At 47.6% G+C, this 14,612-nt stretch carries 11 protein-coding genes; 6 read left to right on the top strand and 5 right to left on the bottom strand.

Annotated features, from left to right (window positions below):
• Window positions 1–160: 160 nt before the first annotated feature.
• From BQ5375_RS05780 to BQ5375_RS05795, 4 genes are all read right to left on the bottom strand, one after another.
• Window positions 161–1,294 (bottom strand): GNAT family N-acetyltransferase, encoded by a 1,134-nt coding sequence (locus BQ5375_RS05780; RefSeq protein WP_076917549.1) that lies wholly within the window; start codon window positions 1,292–1,294, stop codon window positions 161–163.
• A gap of 77 nt (window positions 1,295–1,371) precedes the next feature.
• The gene (locus BQ5375_RS05785; RefSeq protein ID WP_076917550.1) at window positions 1,372–2,580 is read right to left on the bottom strand and encodes an aspartate kinase; all 1,209 of its coding nucleotides are present in this window, start codon (window positions 2,578–2,580) and stop codon (window positions 1,372–1,374) included.
• A 296-nt stretch (window positions 2,581–2,876) separates the two neighbouring features.
• Window positions 2,877–4,136 carry a homoserine dehydrogenase gene (locus BQ5375_RS05790; RefSeq protein ID WP_076917551.1) on the bottom strand — a complete coding sequence of 420 codons (1,260 nt, stop codon included), beginning with the start codon at window positions 4,134–4,136 and terminating at the stop codon, window positions 2,877–2,879.
• Window positions 4,137–4,187: 51 nt separating this feature from the next.
• Window positions 4,188–4,625: an ACT domain-containing protein gene (locus tag BQ5375_RS05795; protein ID WP_022131363.1), complete on the bottom strand. Its 438-nt coding sequence runs from the start codon at window positions 4,623–4,625 to the stop codon at window positions 4,188–4,190.
• Between the two features lie 406 nt (window positions 4,626–5,031).
• Here BQ5375_RS05795 and BQ5375_RS05800 point away from each other — a divergent pair, with 406 nt between their 5' ends.
• Together BQ5375_RS05800 and srtB are read left to right on the top strand one after the other, a co-directional pair.
• On the top strand, window positions 5,032–6,303 hold the full coding sequence (locus tag BQ5375_RS05800; RefSeq protein ID WP_076917552.1) for a competence/damage-inducible protein A: 1,272 nt from the start codon (window positions 5,032–5,034) through the stop codon (window positions 6,301–6,303).
• Between the two features lie 84 nt (window positions 6,304–6,387).
• Window positions 6,388–7,326, top strand: a complete 939-nt coding sequence (gene srtB, locus BQ5375_RS05805; RefSeq protein ID WP_076917553.1) for a class B sortase — start codon at window positions 6,388–6,390, stop codon at window positions 7,324–7,326.
• 618 nt (window positions 7,327–7,944) lie between these two features.
• Here srtB and dusB read toward each other — a convergent pair.
• Complete coding sequence (gene dusB, locus BQ5375_RS05810) at window positions 7,945–8,916, bottom strand: tRNA dihydrouridine synthase DusB (protein ID WP_076917554.1); 972 nt, start codon at window positions 8,914–8,916, stop codon at window positions 7,945–7,947.
• A 160-nt stretch (window positions 8,917–9,076) separates the two neighbouring features.
• On the opposite strand from dusB, the gene BQ5375_RS05815 reads away from it, so the two are divergent.
• The 4 genes from BQ5375_RS05815 (at window position 9,077) to tsaD (ending at window position 14,097) form a co-directional block, all read left to right on the top strand.
• Entirely contained in the window at window positions 9,077–9,634 is a 558-nt protein-coding gene (locus BQ5375_RS05815) for an NUDIX hydrolase (RefSeq protein ID WP_022132624.1), read from the top strand.
• A gap of 21 nt (window positions 9,635–9,655) precedes the next feature.
• Window positions 9,656–12,280: a DNA polymerase I gene (gene polA, locus BQ5375_RS05820; protein WP_076917555.1), complete on the top strand. Its 2,625-nt coding sequence runs from the start codon at window positions 9,656–9,658 to the stop codon at window positions 12,278–12,280.
• Window positions 12,281–12,559: 279 nt separating this feature from the next.
• Window positions 12,560–13,030 (top strand): ribosomal protein S18-alanine N-acetyltransferase, encoded by a 471-nt coding sequence (gene rimI / locus BQ5375_RS05825; protein ID WP_022132627.1) that lies wholly within the window; start codon window positions 12,560–12,562, stop codon window positions 13,028–13,030.
• Between the two features lie 32 nt (window positions 13,031–13,062).
• Entirely contained in the window at window positions 13,063–14,097 is a 1,035-nt protein-coding gene (gene tsaD, locus BQ5375_RS05830; RefSeq protein WP_022132628.1) for a tRNA (adenosine(37)-N6)-threonylcarbamoyltransferase complex transferase subunit TsaD, read from the top strand.
• Window positions 14,098–14,612 lie beyond the last annotated feature (515 nt).

Below are 14,612 nucleotides of genomic sequence, written 5' to 3' on the forward strand. Positions count from 1 at the left end.
AAAGGTGGACGAAAACTTTAATTTAAAAACTTTAGCTTTTTCGATATCTTCTGCTGCCGGATGGTTTGCATCCGCCGTCTGGCAGCTTTTTATAGGACCCAAACATACTTACTCTCGAACCCAAAAAGACCGAAGGATTTTCCTTCGGTCTTTTTGGGTTTTATAGTTGTTTCTTTTTCTGCCAGTCTTCTTTTAAGATCGCATATGAATCGCAATCCTCAAAAACACCGCGCATACTCAAATATTTCTGGCGCATATGTCCCTCATAAAGCATTCCGCATTTTTTCAAGACAGCACCGGAAGCAACATTATCGACTGCATAATGCGCTTCAATGCGGTTGAGACAAATTGTACCAAAGGCAAAATCAAGGACAGCCTGAACGGCTTCGGTTGCGATTCCCTTGCCGCGCCATGCTTCATTGATCGTGTAGCCAATTTCCGCAGTTCGTGCCGTATCACTGAGCATGGTGAGGGTAATGTTTCCAACAAACGTCTCTCCGACACAGATACACCAGCGATAAAAGTCAGGGTGCTTGTACTGAGAGAGAATATATTGCTGGAAAAGCTGATAAGCTTCTCGGCGGGAATATGACGGTTGATCGCTGGAGAATGGAGAGGTTTTCGGAAGCTGGGAAACATGCTCGAACATGGCTTCCTCGTCCTCTGGAGTAAATTTTCTCAAAATCAGACGTTTGGTGATGAGTGTCTGTGTGCCGACATGGTGCGGCAACTTTTTATTTCTTTCCCAGTCCTCTTTGAGAATCGCATACAGGTCGCAGTCCTCGAAAACGCCACGGGTACTGAGGTACTTTTTGCGCATATGCCCTTCGTAAAGCATCCCACATTTTTTCATGACGCCGCCGGAACCGGGGTTGTCCACCGAATGATGGGCTTCAATCCGCTCAAAACCGACCGTTTCAAACGCAAAGTCGATAACAGCCTGTACCGCTTCGCTCATGATGCCATGTTTCCACCATTTTTGGCTCAGAGAATAGCCGAGATCCCCGACACCGGCTCTTTCATTGAGAATATACAGCCCCACTGCACCAATCGGCGTCCCGTCCAGGGTAATCGCCCAATGATAGTAGTCCGGCTTCTCGTACAGAGGCATCCAGCTTTCCAGAATCGATTGAGTGACCTCCACCGAAGCGTGAGGCTCCCACATCATAAACTTTGTTACTTCAGCATCATTTGCCCAGTTGTCATACATTGCCTGTGCATCAGAAAGGCAAAAGGGGCGCAGGACCAGACGGGTAGTTTTAAGTGTTCTGGTACCAACATGATTTAATTCCATGATAATCCCTCCTCTTACAAAGAATTTTAGAATAAAAAAAGCGCAGGGAAAGACGTTAATCCTTCCCTGCACAAAGATTACAGATCGAATTTGTCGTGAATTGCATTCACTGCCTTTTTCGCAAGATCCTGTTCGATCAGAACGGAGATCTTGATCTCACTGGTGGAGATCATGCTGATGTTGATGTTGTTTTCACCCAGTGCTTCAAACATCATAGCAGCTACACCAGGGTTGGAAAGCATGCCGGCACCAACGATGGAAACTTTGGAAACGTTGTCGTTAAAGGTAACTTCTTTTGCACCGATAACCGATTTGAGCTCTTCGGAGATGCGCAGGGCATCTTCTTTCTGAGAGGTGGAAACGGTGAAACTGATATCTTTTGTTCCAGCGCGGCCTACCGACTGAAGGATGATGTCGACGTTAATCTTGTTTGCAGCCAGAGCAGAGAAGATCTTGAATGCGATACCCGGATGGTCAGGAACCTCAATAATCGAAATACGGGTTACGTCATTGTCCATTGCGACGCCCTTAATCAGCATTTTCTCCACTTTGCAAACCTCCTTGACTTCGGTGCCCGGTACATCACTGTGGATGCTCGAGCGAACTTCCAATTTCACAGAATATTTTTTAGCCATCTCAACCGAACGGTTGTGCAGAACGGTGGCACCGCAGGTTGCCAGCTCCAACATCTCATCATAGGTGATCTCATCCAGCTTGTGTGCATGAGGTACAATGCGAGGGTCGGTGGTGTAAACACCATCAACGTCGGTGTAGATCTCGCACTTGTCAGCTTTCATAGCTGCAGCGATTGCTACCGCACTGGTATCGCTTCCGCCGCGTCCGAGTGTGGTGATATCGTCGTAGCGGTTGATTCCCTGGAATCCTGCAACAATGACGATATTTTTCTTGTCCAGCTCGTTTTGCAGACGCTCGGTGTTGATCTTCTTGATGCGGGCATTTTTATGGGTGGATTCGGTTAAGAATCCTGCCTGCCAGCCGGTCAGAGAGATAACTGGATAACCCAGTTTTTCAATTGCCATGGCAAGCAGCGACATGGAAATCTGTTCTCCGGTGGACAGAAGGACGTCCATTTCACGGCTGGATGGTTTATCGCTGATTTCAGCGGCTTTTGCAATTAAATCGTCAGTCGTGTCGCCCTGAGCGGAAACAACAGCGATGACGGCATTTCCTTTTTCATATGTATCGGTGATGATCTGAGCCACATGGCGGACACGTTCCGCATTAGCAACAGAGGTTCCACCGAACTTTTGCACGATCAGGTTCATAGCATTACCTCCATCAATCTCTTGATTGTTTGATTATAATACAATAAAAGACAACAATTCAAGAGTTATTGAAACTTTCCCTAATAAACTCTACCTTTCGCGGTAAAAAGCAGGACGCAGAGTCAAACATTTTGTATTATATGACATTGTGCTACTACTTTACATCGATAAATTATCGGGTTTATCCGGCGACTTACAATCTATCCTATGCAGGCAGAATACACACAGCCACACCAGTTTGTCCCAACTGTTTTTTCACAAAAGAAGAGGGCAAGGCTTTTTTTATCAAAAGAGCATTATAACACCACAATTTTGGAAAGAAGGGTGATGCCTTCTTTTTTTGCACTTTGCAGTAAAAGATCCAGATGCTCTGGTGTCATGCTGTCGGTGACAAGAGCTGCTTCGGTCTGCGGCTGATTTTTTCTTGCCAGAAATTCCGCATGGCAGAAACTGTGTTCCAGCCAGCTAAGCTGCTGACTGTACTGCATCTGGAAGCGCAGGTAGAAGCGGGAAGGAAGGAGGGAAAGATCGGCAAGTTCACTGCCATCGCCGTCTTCCCAATAGAGAGTATCGATGGTATCGGTTGCTTTTGCACAGTCGATCACGTCGGACATGACAGCAGATGCGGTTGGAAGTTTTCCGGCACCCTTGCCGTAGAACAAAACTTCACCGGTTGCGTCTCCGGTGACCAGAATACCATTGAACACATCATCCACAGTGGAGAGCTGGCTTTCCTGCGGAACAAACATCGGTGCAACCATCATGGCAATTTTCTGGGTCTGCTCGTCGCGGGTGGCTTTACCGATCAGTTTGATGACACCGCCCCAGTCCTTTGCGTATTCCACATCTTCGGCTGTAATTTTGGAGATGCCTTCGCAGGAGACCCACTGCGGATTGATTTGTTTGCCATATGCAAGGGAAGCAAGAATGCAGATTTTGCGGCAGGCGTCTAGGCCCTCGACATCAGCGGTAGGGTCAGCTTCTGCATAACCGAGTTTCTGTGCAAGGGAGAGAGCATCTGCAAAATTCATGTTCTCCCGAATCATTTTGGTGAGGATAAAGTTTGTGGTACCGTTTAAGATACCCTGAATGTCGTCAATTTCGTTTGCACCAAGGCATTGATGAAGGGGACGGATGATCGGGATGCCGCCGCCCACACTTGCCTCAAACAGGATATTGACATGGTTTTGTTTTGCAATCGAGAGCAGCTCCGCACCCTTGTTGGCGATCAGCTCCTTGTTTGCGGTAGCAACACTTTTTCCTTTTTGCAGGCAGGTTTTTACAAAGTGGTAAGCAGGGTCAATGCCGCCCATCACTTCGACCACAATGTTGATCTCAGGATCGTTTGCGATGGTGTCAAAATCAAAGCAGAATTTTTCCTCCAGATGCAGGTCGGGATATTGTGTAAGCAGCTCGGGGTGTGCCCGGCGAAGATAGATGTATTTGATGTCCATATCACATCCGCTCTTTTTCTGGATGCTGGAACGATTTTTATAAAAGACTTCGACAACGCCCGAACCGACCGTGCCGCAGCCAAGTACTGCGATTTTTTTCATGTAGATAAATTCTCCTTCTGCGTGATGACACGCACCGATTGACATGGGATATTAGGAAACTTTGCTGACCTTCACAACGCCCTTCAAAGCGCGCAGACGCTGTATCAGCTGTTCTTCCTCAAGGGTAACGTCGGTCATGCGAATTGATACGGTGACCGCAGCGACCCCGTCAGAAGGGATGTTCTGGTTGATGGTGAGGATGTTTGCGCCGTATTCGGCAAGGTGATTGATGACCGATGACAGCACACCGGGGATGTCTTCCATGGTCAGATAGAAGGTGACAATGGAGTTGGAGCTGCTGGAATTATATTCCATAACCCGATCTTTATATTTATAAAAAGCACTGCGGGAAATATTGGCAAGCCGCACCGCTTCCGAGGAATTTTTTGCCTTGCCGGTTGCAAGATATTTTTTTGCCTCTAAAACTTTTTTAAAGATGTCCGGTACAACACGTTCGTCAACAAGCAGATATTTTTCTTCTTTTGCCATCGTCGGCTCCTTTCCGGACAAACAGTCTTTGTCCTCTGATGTGTTTTTATGCAAAAAACAATTGTGTGGAGTATAGAGAAAATATACCACGTCTTGCGGACAGACTCAAGGGGTTTTTCTGATTTTGTTAGGATTGTGTCTTGTATGCGGGAAAAGAAAAGGTGTTATTTCTTCCTTTGTTTCCATAAACTTACATTTGGAAAACAAACAAAGTTTTTAGAAAAATCTTTTTTCGCAATGATAAATATGATATAATTTTACAAGGCTAGAGAAAATATAAGAATCCATATCTTTTCTTACCCTGTGCAAAACATTCTCAAAGAATTAGAGAGCAGAACAAGAAAAGTTTACATTTTTCCGATAGGATTAATTTAGAATCATTTTTGGCATCAAAGGAGCATCAGTCATGAAACAGCGCAGTGCGGAAATTTTGTGTATTGGAACAGAAATCCTGATGGGAGATATTATCAATACCAATGCGGCATATATTGCAAAGGAACTTGCCGGTTTGGGAATCAATGTATACCATCAGAGCGTGGTAGGAGATAATCCCCAGCGCTTAAAGGAAAGTCTTGCACTAGCTTTTTCCAGAGCAGATATTGTCATCACCACCGGAGGACTTGGACCTACCTATGATGACCTGAGCAAGGAGACCATCGCAGCTTATTTTAACCGTAAGCTTGTGATGGACGAGGAATCGCTGCACGCAATCGAATGTCACTTCCTGCGCTTAAACCGGGTGATGACAGACAACAATAAAAAACAGGCAATGATGCCGGAAGGCTGTGTGATCTTTGCAAATCACAACGGAACCGCACCGGGCTGTGCCATCGAAGGCGAGGGAGAACAGCAGGGCAAAACAGCTATCATGCTGCCAGGACCTCCACGCGAGATGAAACCAATGTTTGAACAGGGCGTCAAACCGTTCCTGCTCAAGGACAGCGATACCAGACTGGTTTCCCACACTATGCACTTTTTCGGTATCGGGGAATCCATGCTGGAAAGTATCCTCCACGAGCTGATGGAGGAAAGCACCAATCCAACGGTTGCACCTTATGCAAAAACAGGAGAGGTACAGCTGCGTGTTACAGCAAGAGTAAAGCAGGGCGAAGATGCCGAAGCACTGCTGCAGCCGGTGATGGAACAGATTAAAGAGAAGGTCGGCGAGTTTCTGTACGGAATCGATGTTGGAGATCTTCAGACAGCGGCAGTACGGGCGCTCAAGGAAAAAAATCTGCATGTAGCCGTAGCGGAAAGCTGTACCGGCGGTTATGTGGCAAAGAGAATCACCGATGTCAGCGGTGCATCCGACGTATTTGAATGCGGTATTTGCAGCTACTCCAACCGCATCAAACATCAGATTCTGGGTGTTAAACAGGAAACGCTCGACACCTTTGGCGCGATTTCGGAAGAGACTGCCAGAGAGATGGCAGAAGGGATACGCCGTATTTCGGGAGCAGAAATTGGGGTATCGGTTACCGGAAATGCAGGACCGCAAGCATCTGAAGGCAAGGATGTTGGATTGGTCTACATCGGTGTGGACAGCGACCACTTTAAAAAGGTATTTATGCTGCACGTAAACCGAAAAGATCAGGATGCAAGGGAAACAATCCGTTATCTGGCATCTTCTCATGCACTGAGCCTGATCCTCAAAGCAGTGGAACTTTCGGCGCAGTAATCTGCAGGGCAAACAGACACTGTAATATCAATCAGGTTTTAGTAAAAACCTCAATCATAAACACAAACAGGAAAGCGGGAAAGAATGAAAGGGATTTCAAAGCCAGTTCGAATCGGACTGATCATCTTTTTCCTGATGGTGGCGCTGTTTTCATCACTCCATCTTGTCAAATGGGCGATCGAATCCTATAACAGCAGCCAGACACAGAAGGAATTGCAGCAGCTGTATCATCAGGGTTCCCTGACAGGTGCTGGAAAAGAGGAGCAGTCAGCACAGGAACCAGTGCCGGGAGAAAGCGGCAGCCAACAGAATAATCTGCCTGCGGCTGGAGAAGAAAATGCAACTTCGACCGGTCCGGTCATGCTGCCCGAATACAAGGCTTTGTATGAAGTAAATTCCGATATTGTCGGATGGCTCAACATTGGAAACGGATTGTTGAGCACCCCAATCATGCAGCGGGACAATGAATATTATCTCACCCATAATTTTTATGGGGAGGAGGACAATCACGGTCAGGTTTTTCTGGATGAGCGTAATTCGCCGGATCTAAGCGACGATAACACCATCCTTTATGGACACAACATCACCAGTGATAAGTCGATGTTCAATGTACTGACCAACTACCGCGATCCTCAGTTTGTGGCAGATAATCCAATCATTCAGGTCAACACTTTGTACCAGAAGTATGAGTATGTGGTTTCGGCGGTGTACATCGTGTCCACCAGACCGGAGCACGGGGAGCTGTTTGACTACATCAACTACCTGAAATTCAGTACTAAGGCAGCCAAGGAAGCGTATATTGCACAGATTGACCGCCGTTCGCTGATTGATACCGGTGTGACGATGAACGCAGACGACAAGATTTTAACCTTTTCCACCTGTACCTATGAGTTTGCAGATGCGCGGCTTGTTGTAGTGGCAAGACGTTTACGGGACGGAGAAAAGGCAGAAGATTTTGGTCACAATGTAACGATGCGTGAAAACCCGCTGATGCCAGAGGTCTGGACCAAATTGTTTGGATAAAGAAGGATAAATAAAAAATCCCTGCATAATCTGTGCAGGGATTTTTTTATGTTTAATTGGATGTGCTTTTTGTGGAGCTGCGCGCTCCACACCGCGCCTACTTTCTTGTGTAAAGAAAGTAGGCAAAGATACACCAAAAACCTCCTGGTTTTTGGATTTCCAGCAGAAGGGGGGCTCCCCTTCGATCCCCCCAGCGGAGAATCGAGCTTGTCGAGATTCTCAAGGGCAATGACTGTCAAGGTTGTTTTTTATTGAAGCTAGAACGTTGCCCTGCCCCCTTCGATCCCCCAGTGATGCTCGAAACTTTCGTAATAGATGAGGAGGAGCGTGACCGCTTTGCGGTTACTGCGGGGGCAAAGCCCCCAGGGGATATCTAAGGGGAAACCCCTTAGATACGCTTTTGCTTCCTTTTCTCGTAAAAGAAAAGGAAGTGCCAGTGTGGGCGGCATGAGCCCACAAAAACTGTCATTTTGATTAAGATTTATTTTGTGGCAGAAAGGCAGATATCTCATATCCTATTGAAAGCATAGACTTGTGCTGTAGAAGATATGACTTTATAAAACCTATAAAATTTTAATAAAAATAAAAAGGGTTTGGGGGAATTTCCCCCAAACCCTTTTATGCATGATGACGGCTGTTGAGCATTTCCTCCGCTAACCGCTGTAAATCATCATAGGTGCAAAGCTGACCTGCACGGCGGCGGAAATCTGCACTGCCGTATTCTCCCTTAAAGTACCATGCAGCATGCTTTCTGGCTTCCCGCATGCCGATCTTTTCCCCTTTGTAATCGCAGGAAAGACGGATGTGACGCAGTAAAATCTCCATCTTTTCTTCTAAAGTTGGGTCCGGGAGCAACTCCCCGGTCTGCATGTAGTGAGCAATCTGTTTGAATACCCATGGACGGCCCTGTGCGCCGCGGCCAATCATGACAAAATCGACCCCGGTTTCCTCGTACATCCTTTTGCAGGAAACAGCGTCGATGACATCGCCGTTTCCCATGACCGGAATGGATACCGCTTCCTTTACCTTGCGGATAATTTCCCAGTCGGCACTCGGTGCATACATCTGCTGGCGAGTACGTCCGTGGATGCACAGTGCAGCAGCTCCGTTTTCCTCCATGATTTTGGCAAACTCCACCGCATTGACCGAATTTTCATCCCAGCCCTTGCGGAACTTTACGGTGACGGGAAGCTCAACTGCCGAAGAAACGGCTTTGACAATCTCTCCGGCAAGCTTTGGATTTTTCATCAATGCGCTGCCGCCGCCATTTCCGGCAACCTTGGGTGCAGGACAGCCCATGTTGATGTCGATGATGTCCGGTTTAAATTTTAAGGTAAGCTGTGCTGCCTGCGCCATAATCTGCGGGTCATCGCCGAAAATCTGGATAGCAGCAGGGCGTTCCTTTTCGGAAAGGGTTAACAGTTCCTCGGTTTTGCTGCCCTGAAAGCTTAGGCCCTTCGAGCTTGCCATTTCACTGACCACATAGGCACAGTCAAATTCCTTGCAGATTTCGCGGAAGGCGCGGTCGCCCACACCTGCCATCGGGGCAAGTCCGGCGGTTTTGGGGATGGTGATGTTGCCGATCTTCAAATCAGGTATCGTCCTTTCTGGTATCAATCTATCGTAATGATCAATAAGCAATTTGGTGCAAAAGACATTCTAGCAGAAATTTTTCCCCTCGGCAAGCGCTTTGGAAAAAAGTGTGGTATAATAAACAAAATTGAGAAAAATAATGGAAGGGAGTGCTGTTTTGCATCGGGCAGACAGCGAAGAAACAATGGAATTGTGGGATATTTATGATATCGACCGCCAGAAGACCGGAAAACTTGCCCAGAGGGTGAACGGAAAATCCATGCCGGAAGGAGAATACCATCTGGTGGTGCATATCTGTCTGTTTAATGCAAAGGGACAGCTGCTCATTCAGCAAAGGCAGCTTGATAAAATCGGTTATCCGGGACTTTGGGATGTTACTGCTGCAGGTTCTGCGCTTGCCGGAGAAAATAGTGCCTCTGCCGCTGCCCGGGAACTTTGGGAAGAAATGGGCATTTGTCACGACTTTCATGGGGAGCGCCCTTTCTATACCATCAATTTCCCGGACGGATTTGATGATGTTTACCTGATTGAGAAAAATGATGTTGCACTTTCTGACCTGCGTTTACAGCAGGAGGAAGTCAGAGACGCAAAATGGGCAACCCTCGAAGAAATCGAAGAGATGCTCGACAGCGGGGAATTTGTCCCCTATTACCGCCATCTGGTTCGTGTGTGGTTTGAGATGGTAAAACATCGAGGCTCCACCACAAGAGAATAAACAGGAAAAGGAGATTGTACGATGAAACTGCTGTGTCTGGATTCCAACAGTATCTTAAACCGCGCCTTCTATGGGGTCAAACTGCTGACCACCAGTGACGGCACCTATACCAACGCAATTTATGGATTTTTAAATATTCTGCAGAAGCTGTTAAACGATGTAAACCCTGATGCAGTTGCCTGTGCTTTTGACCTGAAGGCACCTACCTTCCGTCACAAGATGTATGACGGATATAAGGCGCAGCGCAAGGGTATGCCCGAAGAACTTGCTCAGCAGCTGCCGATTATCAAGGAACTGCTGCAGGATATGGGATACCGCATCATCACAATGGAAGGATATGAAGCAGACGATATCCTCGGTACCCTTTCGGCAAAATGTGAGCAGGAGGGTCATGATTGTTTTATTGCGACCGGTGACCGCGACAGCCTGCAGCTGATTGGGGAACACACCACCGTTCTGCTCGCAAGCTCCAAGATGGGCAGAAGCGAAACCGTTTGTTGCGATGAAAGCTACTTCCAGGAAAAGTACGGAACCACCCCGATTCACCTCATTGACATCAAGGCGCTGATGGGAGACAGCTCGGACAACATTCCAGGCGTTGCGGGAATTGGTGAAAAAACGGCGCTCAAGCTGATCGGTCAGTATGGTAATATTGAAACCATCTATGCTGATCTGGATGCCATCGACGCAACCAAATCGGTCAAGGCAAAGCTGGAAGCAGGAAAGGACGCTGCTTTCTTAAGCAAAACACTGGCTACTATTGACCGCAATGTTCCAATTGAACTCTCCCTTTCTGATTTTATCCCACAGCCGATGAAGGAGCAGGAAACCTTTGAGCTGCTTTCCCATCTGGAAATGAACAGTATTATCAAGAAACTGGGAATCAGCGGAACTTATGTTCCATCTGAAAAGGGAAAAGAAGCAAGGGAAATCCCGACTGTGCATTTTGTCTCCAAGTTGATCTCTGAACTGATGCAGCAGGCAGGAGAAGCTCCAGTCAGCTTTTTGATTGGCTGGAACAAAGAAAATGATGAGAAGATAGATGCGATTGCTGTTTGTGCAGGAAATGAAATCATTCTGCATCATCCGCAGGAGGGTGCTTTGTACGAGCAGGATCTGATCGAGCTGTTTTCGTCCAAAAATCCAAAATACACCTTCGACAGCAAGAGTGTTTATCACTGGATTTTAAGCAGGGGCGGGGAGCTTTGTAACCTCACAGATGATCTGCTGCTGTCGGCCTACCTGCTTTCGGCAAACAGTTCGGAATACAATATCGAAGGCTTGTGCGCAGGCTATCACACTGGATGCAAGCTGGACGGAGCTACTTCCATGGAAGAAATGGAAGAACAGGACAGAAAACTTTTGGAGGACTGTGCCTGCCTTGCACCGCTGCATGAAGCGCTGAGCGAGGAGATATACAAAAATAAACAGGAAGCTTTGCTGCAGGACATCGAAATGCCGTTGTCCGAGGTGCTTGCTTCGATGGAAATGTACGGCTTTGAGGTGGACACCGCTGCATTGACAGAGTACGGCAAAATGCTGGATGAAAAGATCGAGGATTATCAAAATGTCATCTATCATCTGGCAGGAGAACAGTTTAACATCAATTCTCCAAAACAGCTGGGAGAGGTGCTGTTTGAGCATCTGGGCCTGCCGGCAAAGAAAAAGACCAAGACCGGTTATTCGACCAACGCAGATGTGCTGGAATCTCTGCGAGGAAAACATGAGATTATCGACGCAATTCTGGAGTACCGCAAGGTAGCAAAGCTCAAGTCGACCTATGTGGATGGTCTGCTTAAAGTAGTGGGCAGAGATGGAAGAATTCACTCCCATTTTAATCAGACCGATACCAGAACGGGCAGACTCAGCTCCACCGAGCCAAACCTGCAGAATATTCCAGTCCGCACCGAGCTTGGCAGCCGTCTGCGTGCCTTCTTCCGCGCAAAGGATGGCTATACTCTGGTCGATGCCGACTACTCACAGATCGAACTGCGTGTTTTAGCGCATATCTCGGGCGATGAATATATGATCGAGGCATTCAACTCGGATGCAGATATCCACACCAACACCGCAGCGCAGGTGTTCAACATGCCGGCATTGTATGTAACTCCGGAGATGCGCCGCAAGGCAAAGGCGGTAAACTTTGGTATCGTGTATGGAATCGGTGCTTTTTCGCTCTCACAGGATATCGGTGTCAGTGTAGCGGAAGCCGACCGGTATATCAAAAACTATCTGGACACTTTCAGCGGGGTTAAAAAGTATATGGAAGATACCGTAACTTTTGCTCAGGAAAACGGATATATTGAGACGTTGTACGGCCGCCGCCGCGCTCTGCCGGAGATTTCTTCCAGCAACAAAAATATCGTTAACTTTGGCAAGCGTGTTGCGATGAACACACCAATTCAGGGAACAGCGGCAGATATCATCAAGATTGCAATGATTCGTGTGTATCGCCGTTTAAAGAAAGAGCAGCTGGATGCGCGCCTGATTTTGCAGGTACATGATGAACTGATTGTAGAAGCACCACAGCACGAGGTAGAGCAGGTAAAAGCACTGCTGCAGGAAGAGATGCAGGCAGCGGCAAAACTGAAGGTTCTGCTCAAGGCAGATGTCGGCACCGGCAAAACCTGGTACGACGCCAAATAGTCAGGCTGAGATTGGACGCTGTTTTGCGCTTAGCTTTGGTGCAAAGTTGCAATTTTGTTACGAGGTGCTTGTTGGTTAGAGCAAAAGCAGAAGTTTTCGTCGGGCATATTTTTCAGATTTGCCCGCAGGTAAGAAAATCTTTAAGAAATTGTAAAAAGCTCTTTTTTCCAGCGGGGAAATTTGCTATAATCGTTTGATGACGGGAAAAACCGTATTTTATTGAAACCTCAGGCGGCGTAAAAAAAACAAGAGCCGCGATTTACAGAAAGGAAGTTATACATGGAAGAACAGGGGCAAAGTATTACGGTCGTTCCAATGCAGCCTTGCCACATTGAGGAGCTGGAGCGACTGGAAAAAGAGTGCTTTTCCACCCCATGGAGCTTTGATGCTCTGGTGTCTGAGCTTTCCAATCCGCTTGCCGTATTTCGTGTTGCCGAAATCGGAGGCAGAGTAGCCGGTTATGTCGGTATGCAGCATATCGTGGATGAAGGGTATATCTGCAATATCGCAGTATTTCCGCAATTTCGGCGTCTTGGTGTAGCAACCAGACTGATGGAAACGCTCGATGAGTACGCAAAGGAAAACGATATGGCGTCGATCTCGCTGGAAGTGCGGGAGTCAAACGTCAGTGCCCAGCAGTTCTATGATAAATTTGATTTTGAGGTGGTTGGTCACAGAAAAAATTTCTATTCCAACCCTACCGAAGATGCGCTGATTATGACCAAAACCTATGGAGGAATTTTTTCCTAAATTTCAGCGCCGACAAGAAAAGGAGAAAGACTTTGAAGATACTTGCAATTGAGTCCTCCTGTGACGAAACCGCAGCTGCGGTCATCGAAGACGGACGAACCATCCGCAGCTCGGTCATCAACTCACAGGTCGAGGAACATAAACTTTATGGCGGCGTTGTGCCGGAGATTGCTTCCCGACGCCATGCCGAAAATATCTGTGCGGTGGTGGAAAAAGCCCTTTCCGATGCTGGAGAAACCTTTTCAAGCATCGATGCCGTTGCAGTTACCTATGCACCGGGACTGATCGGTGCGCTGTTGGTGGGAGTAAACTACGCAAAGGGCGTGGCGCTTGCTTCTGGAAAACCGCTGATTCCGGTTCACCACATCCGCGGACATATTGCAGCAAATTATCTGACCCATCCAGACCTGAAACCTCCGTTTCTGTGCCTGGTAGCCTCCGGCGGACACAGCCACATCATCAAGGTAAACGACTATACCGATTTTGAGATCATCGGACGTACCCGTGATGATGCCGCAGGAGAAGCCTTTGATAAGGCTGCCCGTGTTCTGGGATTCCCATATCCGGGCGGAATCTATATCGACAAGGCTGCTGCTCAGGGCAAGCGCGGGGAATACAAGCTGCCAAAACCGAAGGTAAACGGCTCGGACTTTGATTTCAGCTTTTCCGGTTTAAAGACAGCGGTCATCAACATTTCTCATCACGCACAGCAAAAAGGCGAAAGCATCGATGTAAACAATCTGGCAGCAGATTTTCAGGGTACCGTAGCGGATATTCTGACCGATCACCTGATGCGTGCGGCAGAGTATACAAACAGCACGAAAATCGTGGTGGCAGGCGGTGTCAGTGCAAACAGCGGTCTGCGCTCTGCACTGGAAGCGGCATGCAAAAAGCATGGATATGAGCTGTATCTGCCAAAGCTTAGCCTGTGCGGCGACAATGCTGCTATGATTGGTTCGCAGGCATATTATGAGTACTTGGCAGGAGTAAGAGCAGATTTGTCCTTAAATGGTGTTGCGTCGATGCCGGTCGACCAGGCTGAGCCTGGACGCTGTATCGCGCTTTAGTTTTGTATGAATTTGTAGTTTCAGCACGCGGCGCTCGCTCTCGTTAACACACTCGCTCGGCAGGCTGAGCCTGCACCCAGTTTGCCTACGGCACAAGGATGGGGGAAGAGGACAAAAACTAAAGTTTTTGGTCGAGCTTTTTACAAAAAGCTCGTGGTGTCCAGAGGCAAAGCCTTTGGGCGCTCGTCGCAACGAGCGAAAAGCTTTATCGTCAGGCGCATTTTTGAGAGCTCAAAAGGAGCTTTGCTCGGTTGCCACAGGCAATTTTGCCCAATCCTTTATGGACCAAAAGAGCAAACTCCAGATTGAAAACAAGTTTTCAATCCACTTTTCTACAAGAGAAAAGGTTCTCGAAAACCAATTGTCAGTAGAGAGCAACCTCAAAAATTATCCGGTGGATGATTTTTGACCAGGCTGAGCCTGGTCACTGTGTCGCGCTTTAGTTTTGTATGAATTTGTAGTTTCAGCACGCGGCGCTCGCTCGCGTTAGCACACTTGCTCGTTGAACAAAAACA

It is taken from the genome of Negativibacillus massiliensis (genome assembly GCF_900148495.1).
GTDB lineage: Bacteria > Bacillota > Clostridia > Oscillospirales > Ruminococcaceae > Negativibacillus > Negativibacillus massiliensis.

Excerpts from the sequence above, each read along its gene's own strand:
- BQ5375_RS05780 (WP_076917549.1), bottom strand. The coding sequence starts at position 1,294 with ATGGAATTAAATCATGTTGGTACCAGAACACTTAAAACTACCCGTCTG.
- BQ5375_RS05785 (WP_076917550.1), bottom strand. The coding sequence starts at position 2,580 with ATGAACCTGATCGTGCAAAAGTTCGGTGGAACCTCTGTTGCTAATGCG.
- BQ5375_RS05790 (WP_076917551.1), bottom strand. The coding sequence starts at position 4,136 with ATGAAAAAAATCGCAGTACTTGGCTGCGGCACGGTCGGTTCGGGCGTT.
- BQ5375_RS05795 (WP_022131363.1), bottom strand. The coding sequence starts at position 4,625 with ATGGCAAAAGAAGAAAAATATCTGCTTGTTGACGAACGTGTTGTACCG.
- BQ5375_RS05800 (WP_076917552.1), top strand. The coding sequence starts at position 5,032 with ATGAAACAGCGCAGTGCGGAAATTTTGTGTATTGGAACAGAAATCCTG.
- srtB (WP_076917553.1), top strand. The coding sequence starts at position 6,388 with ATGAAAGGGATTTCAAAGCCAGTTCGAATCGGACTGATCATCTTTTTC.
- polA (WP_076917555.1), top strand. The coding sequence starts at position 9,656 with ATGAAACTGCTGTGTCTGGATTCCAACAGTATCTTAAACCGCGCCTTC.
- rimI (WP_022132627.1), top strand. The coding sequence starts at position 12,560 with ATGGAAGAACAGGGGCAAAGTATTACGGTCGTTCCAATGCAGCCTTGC.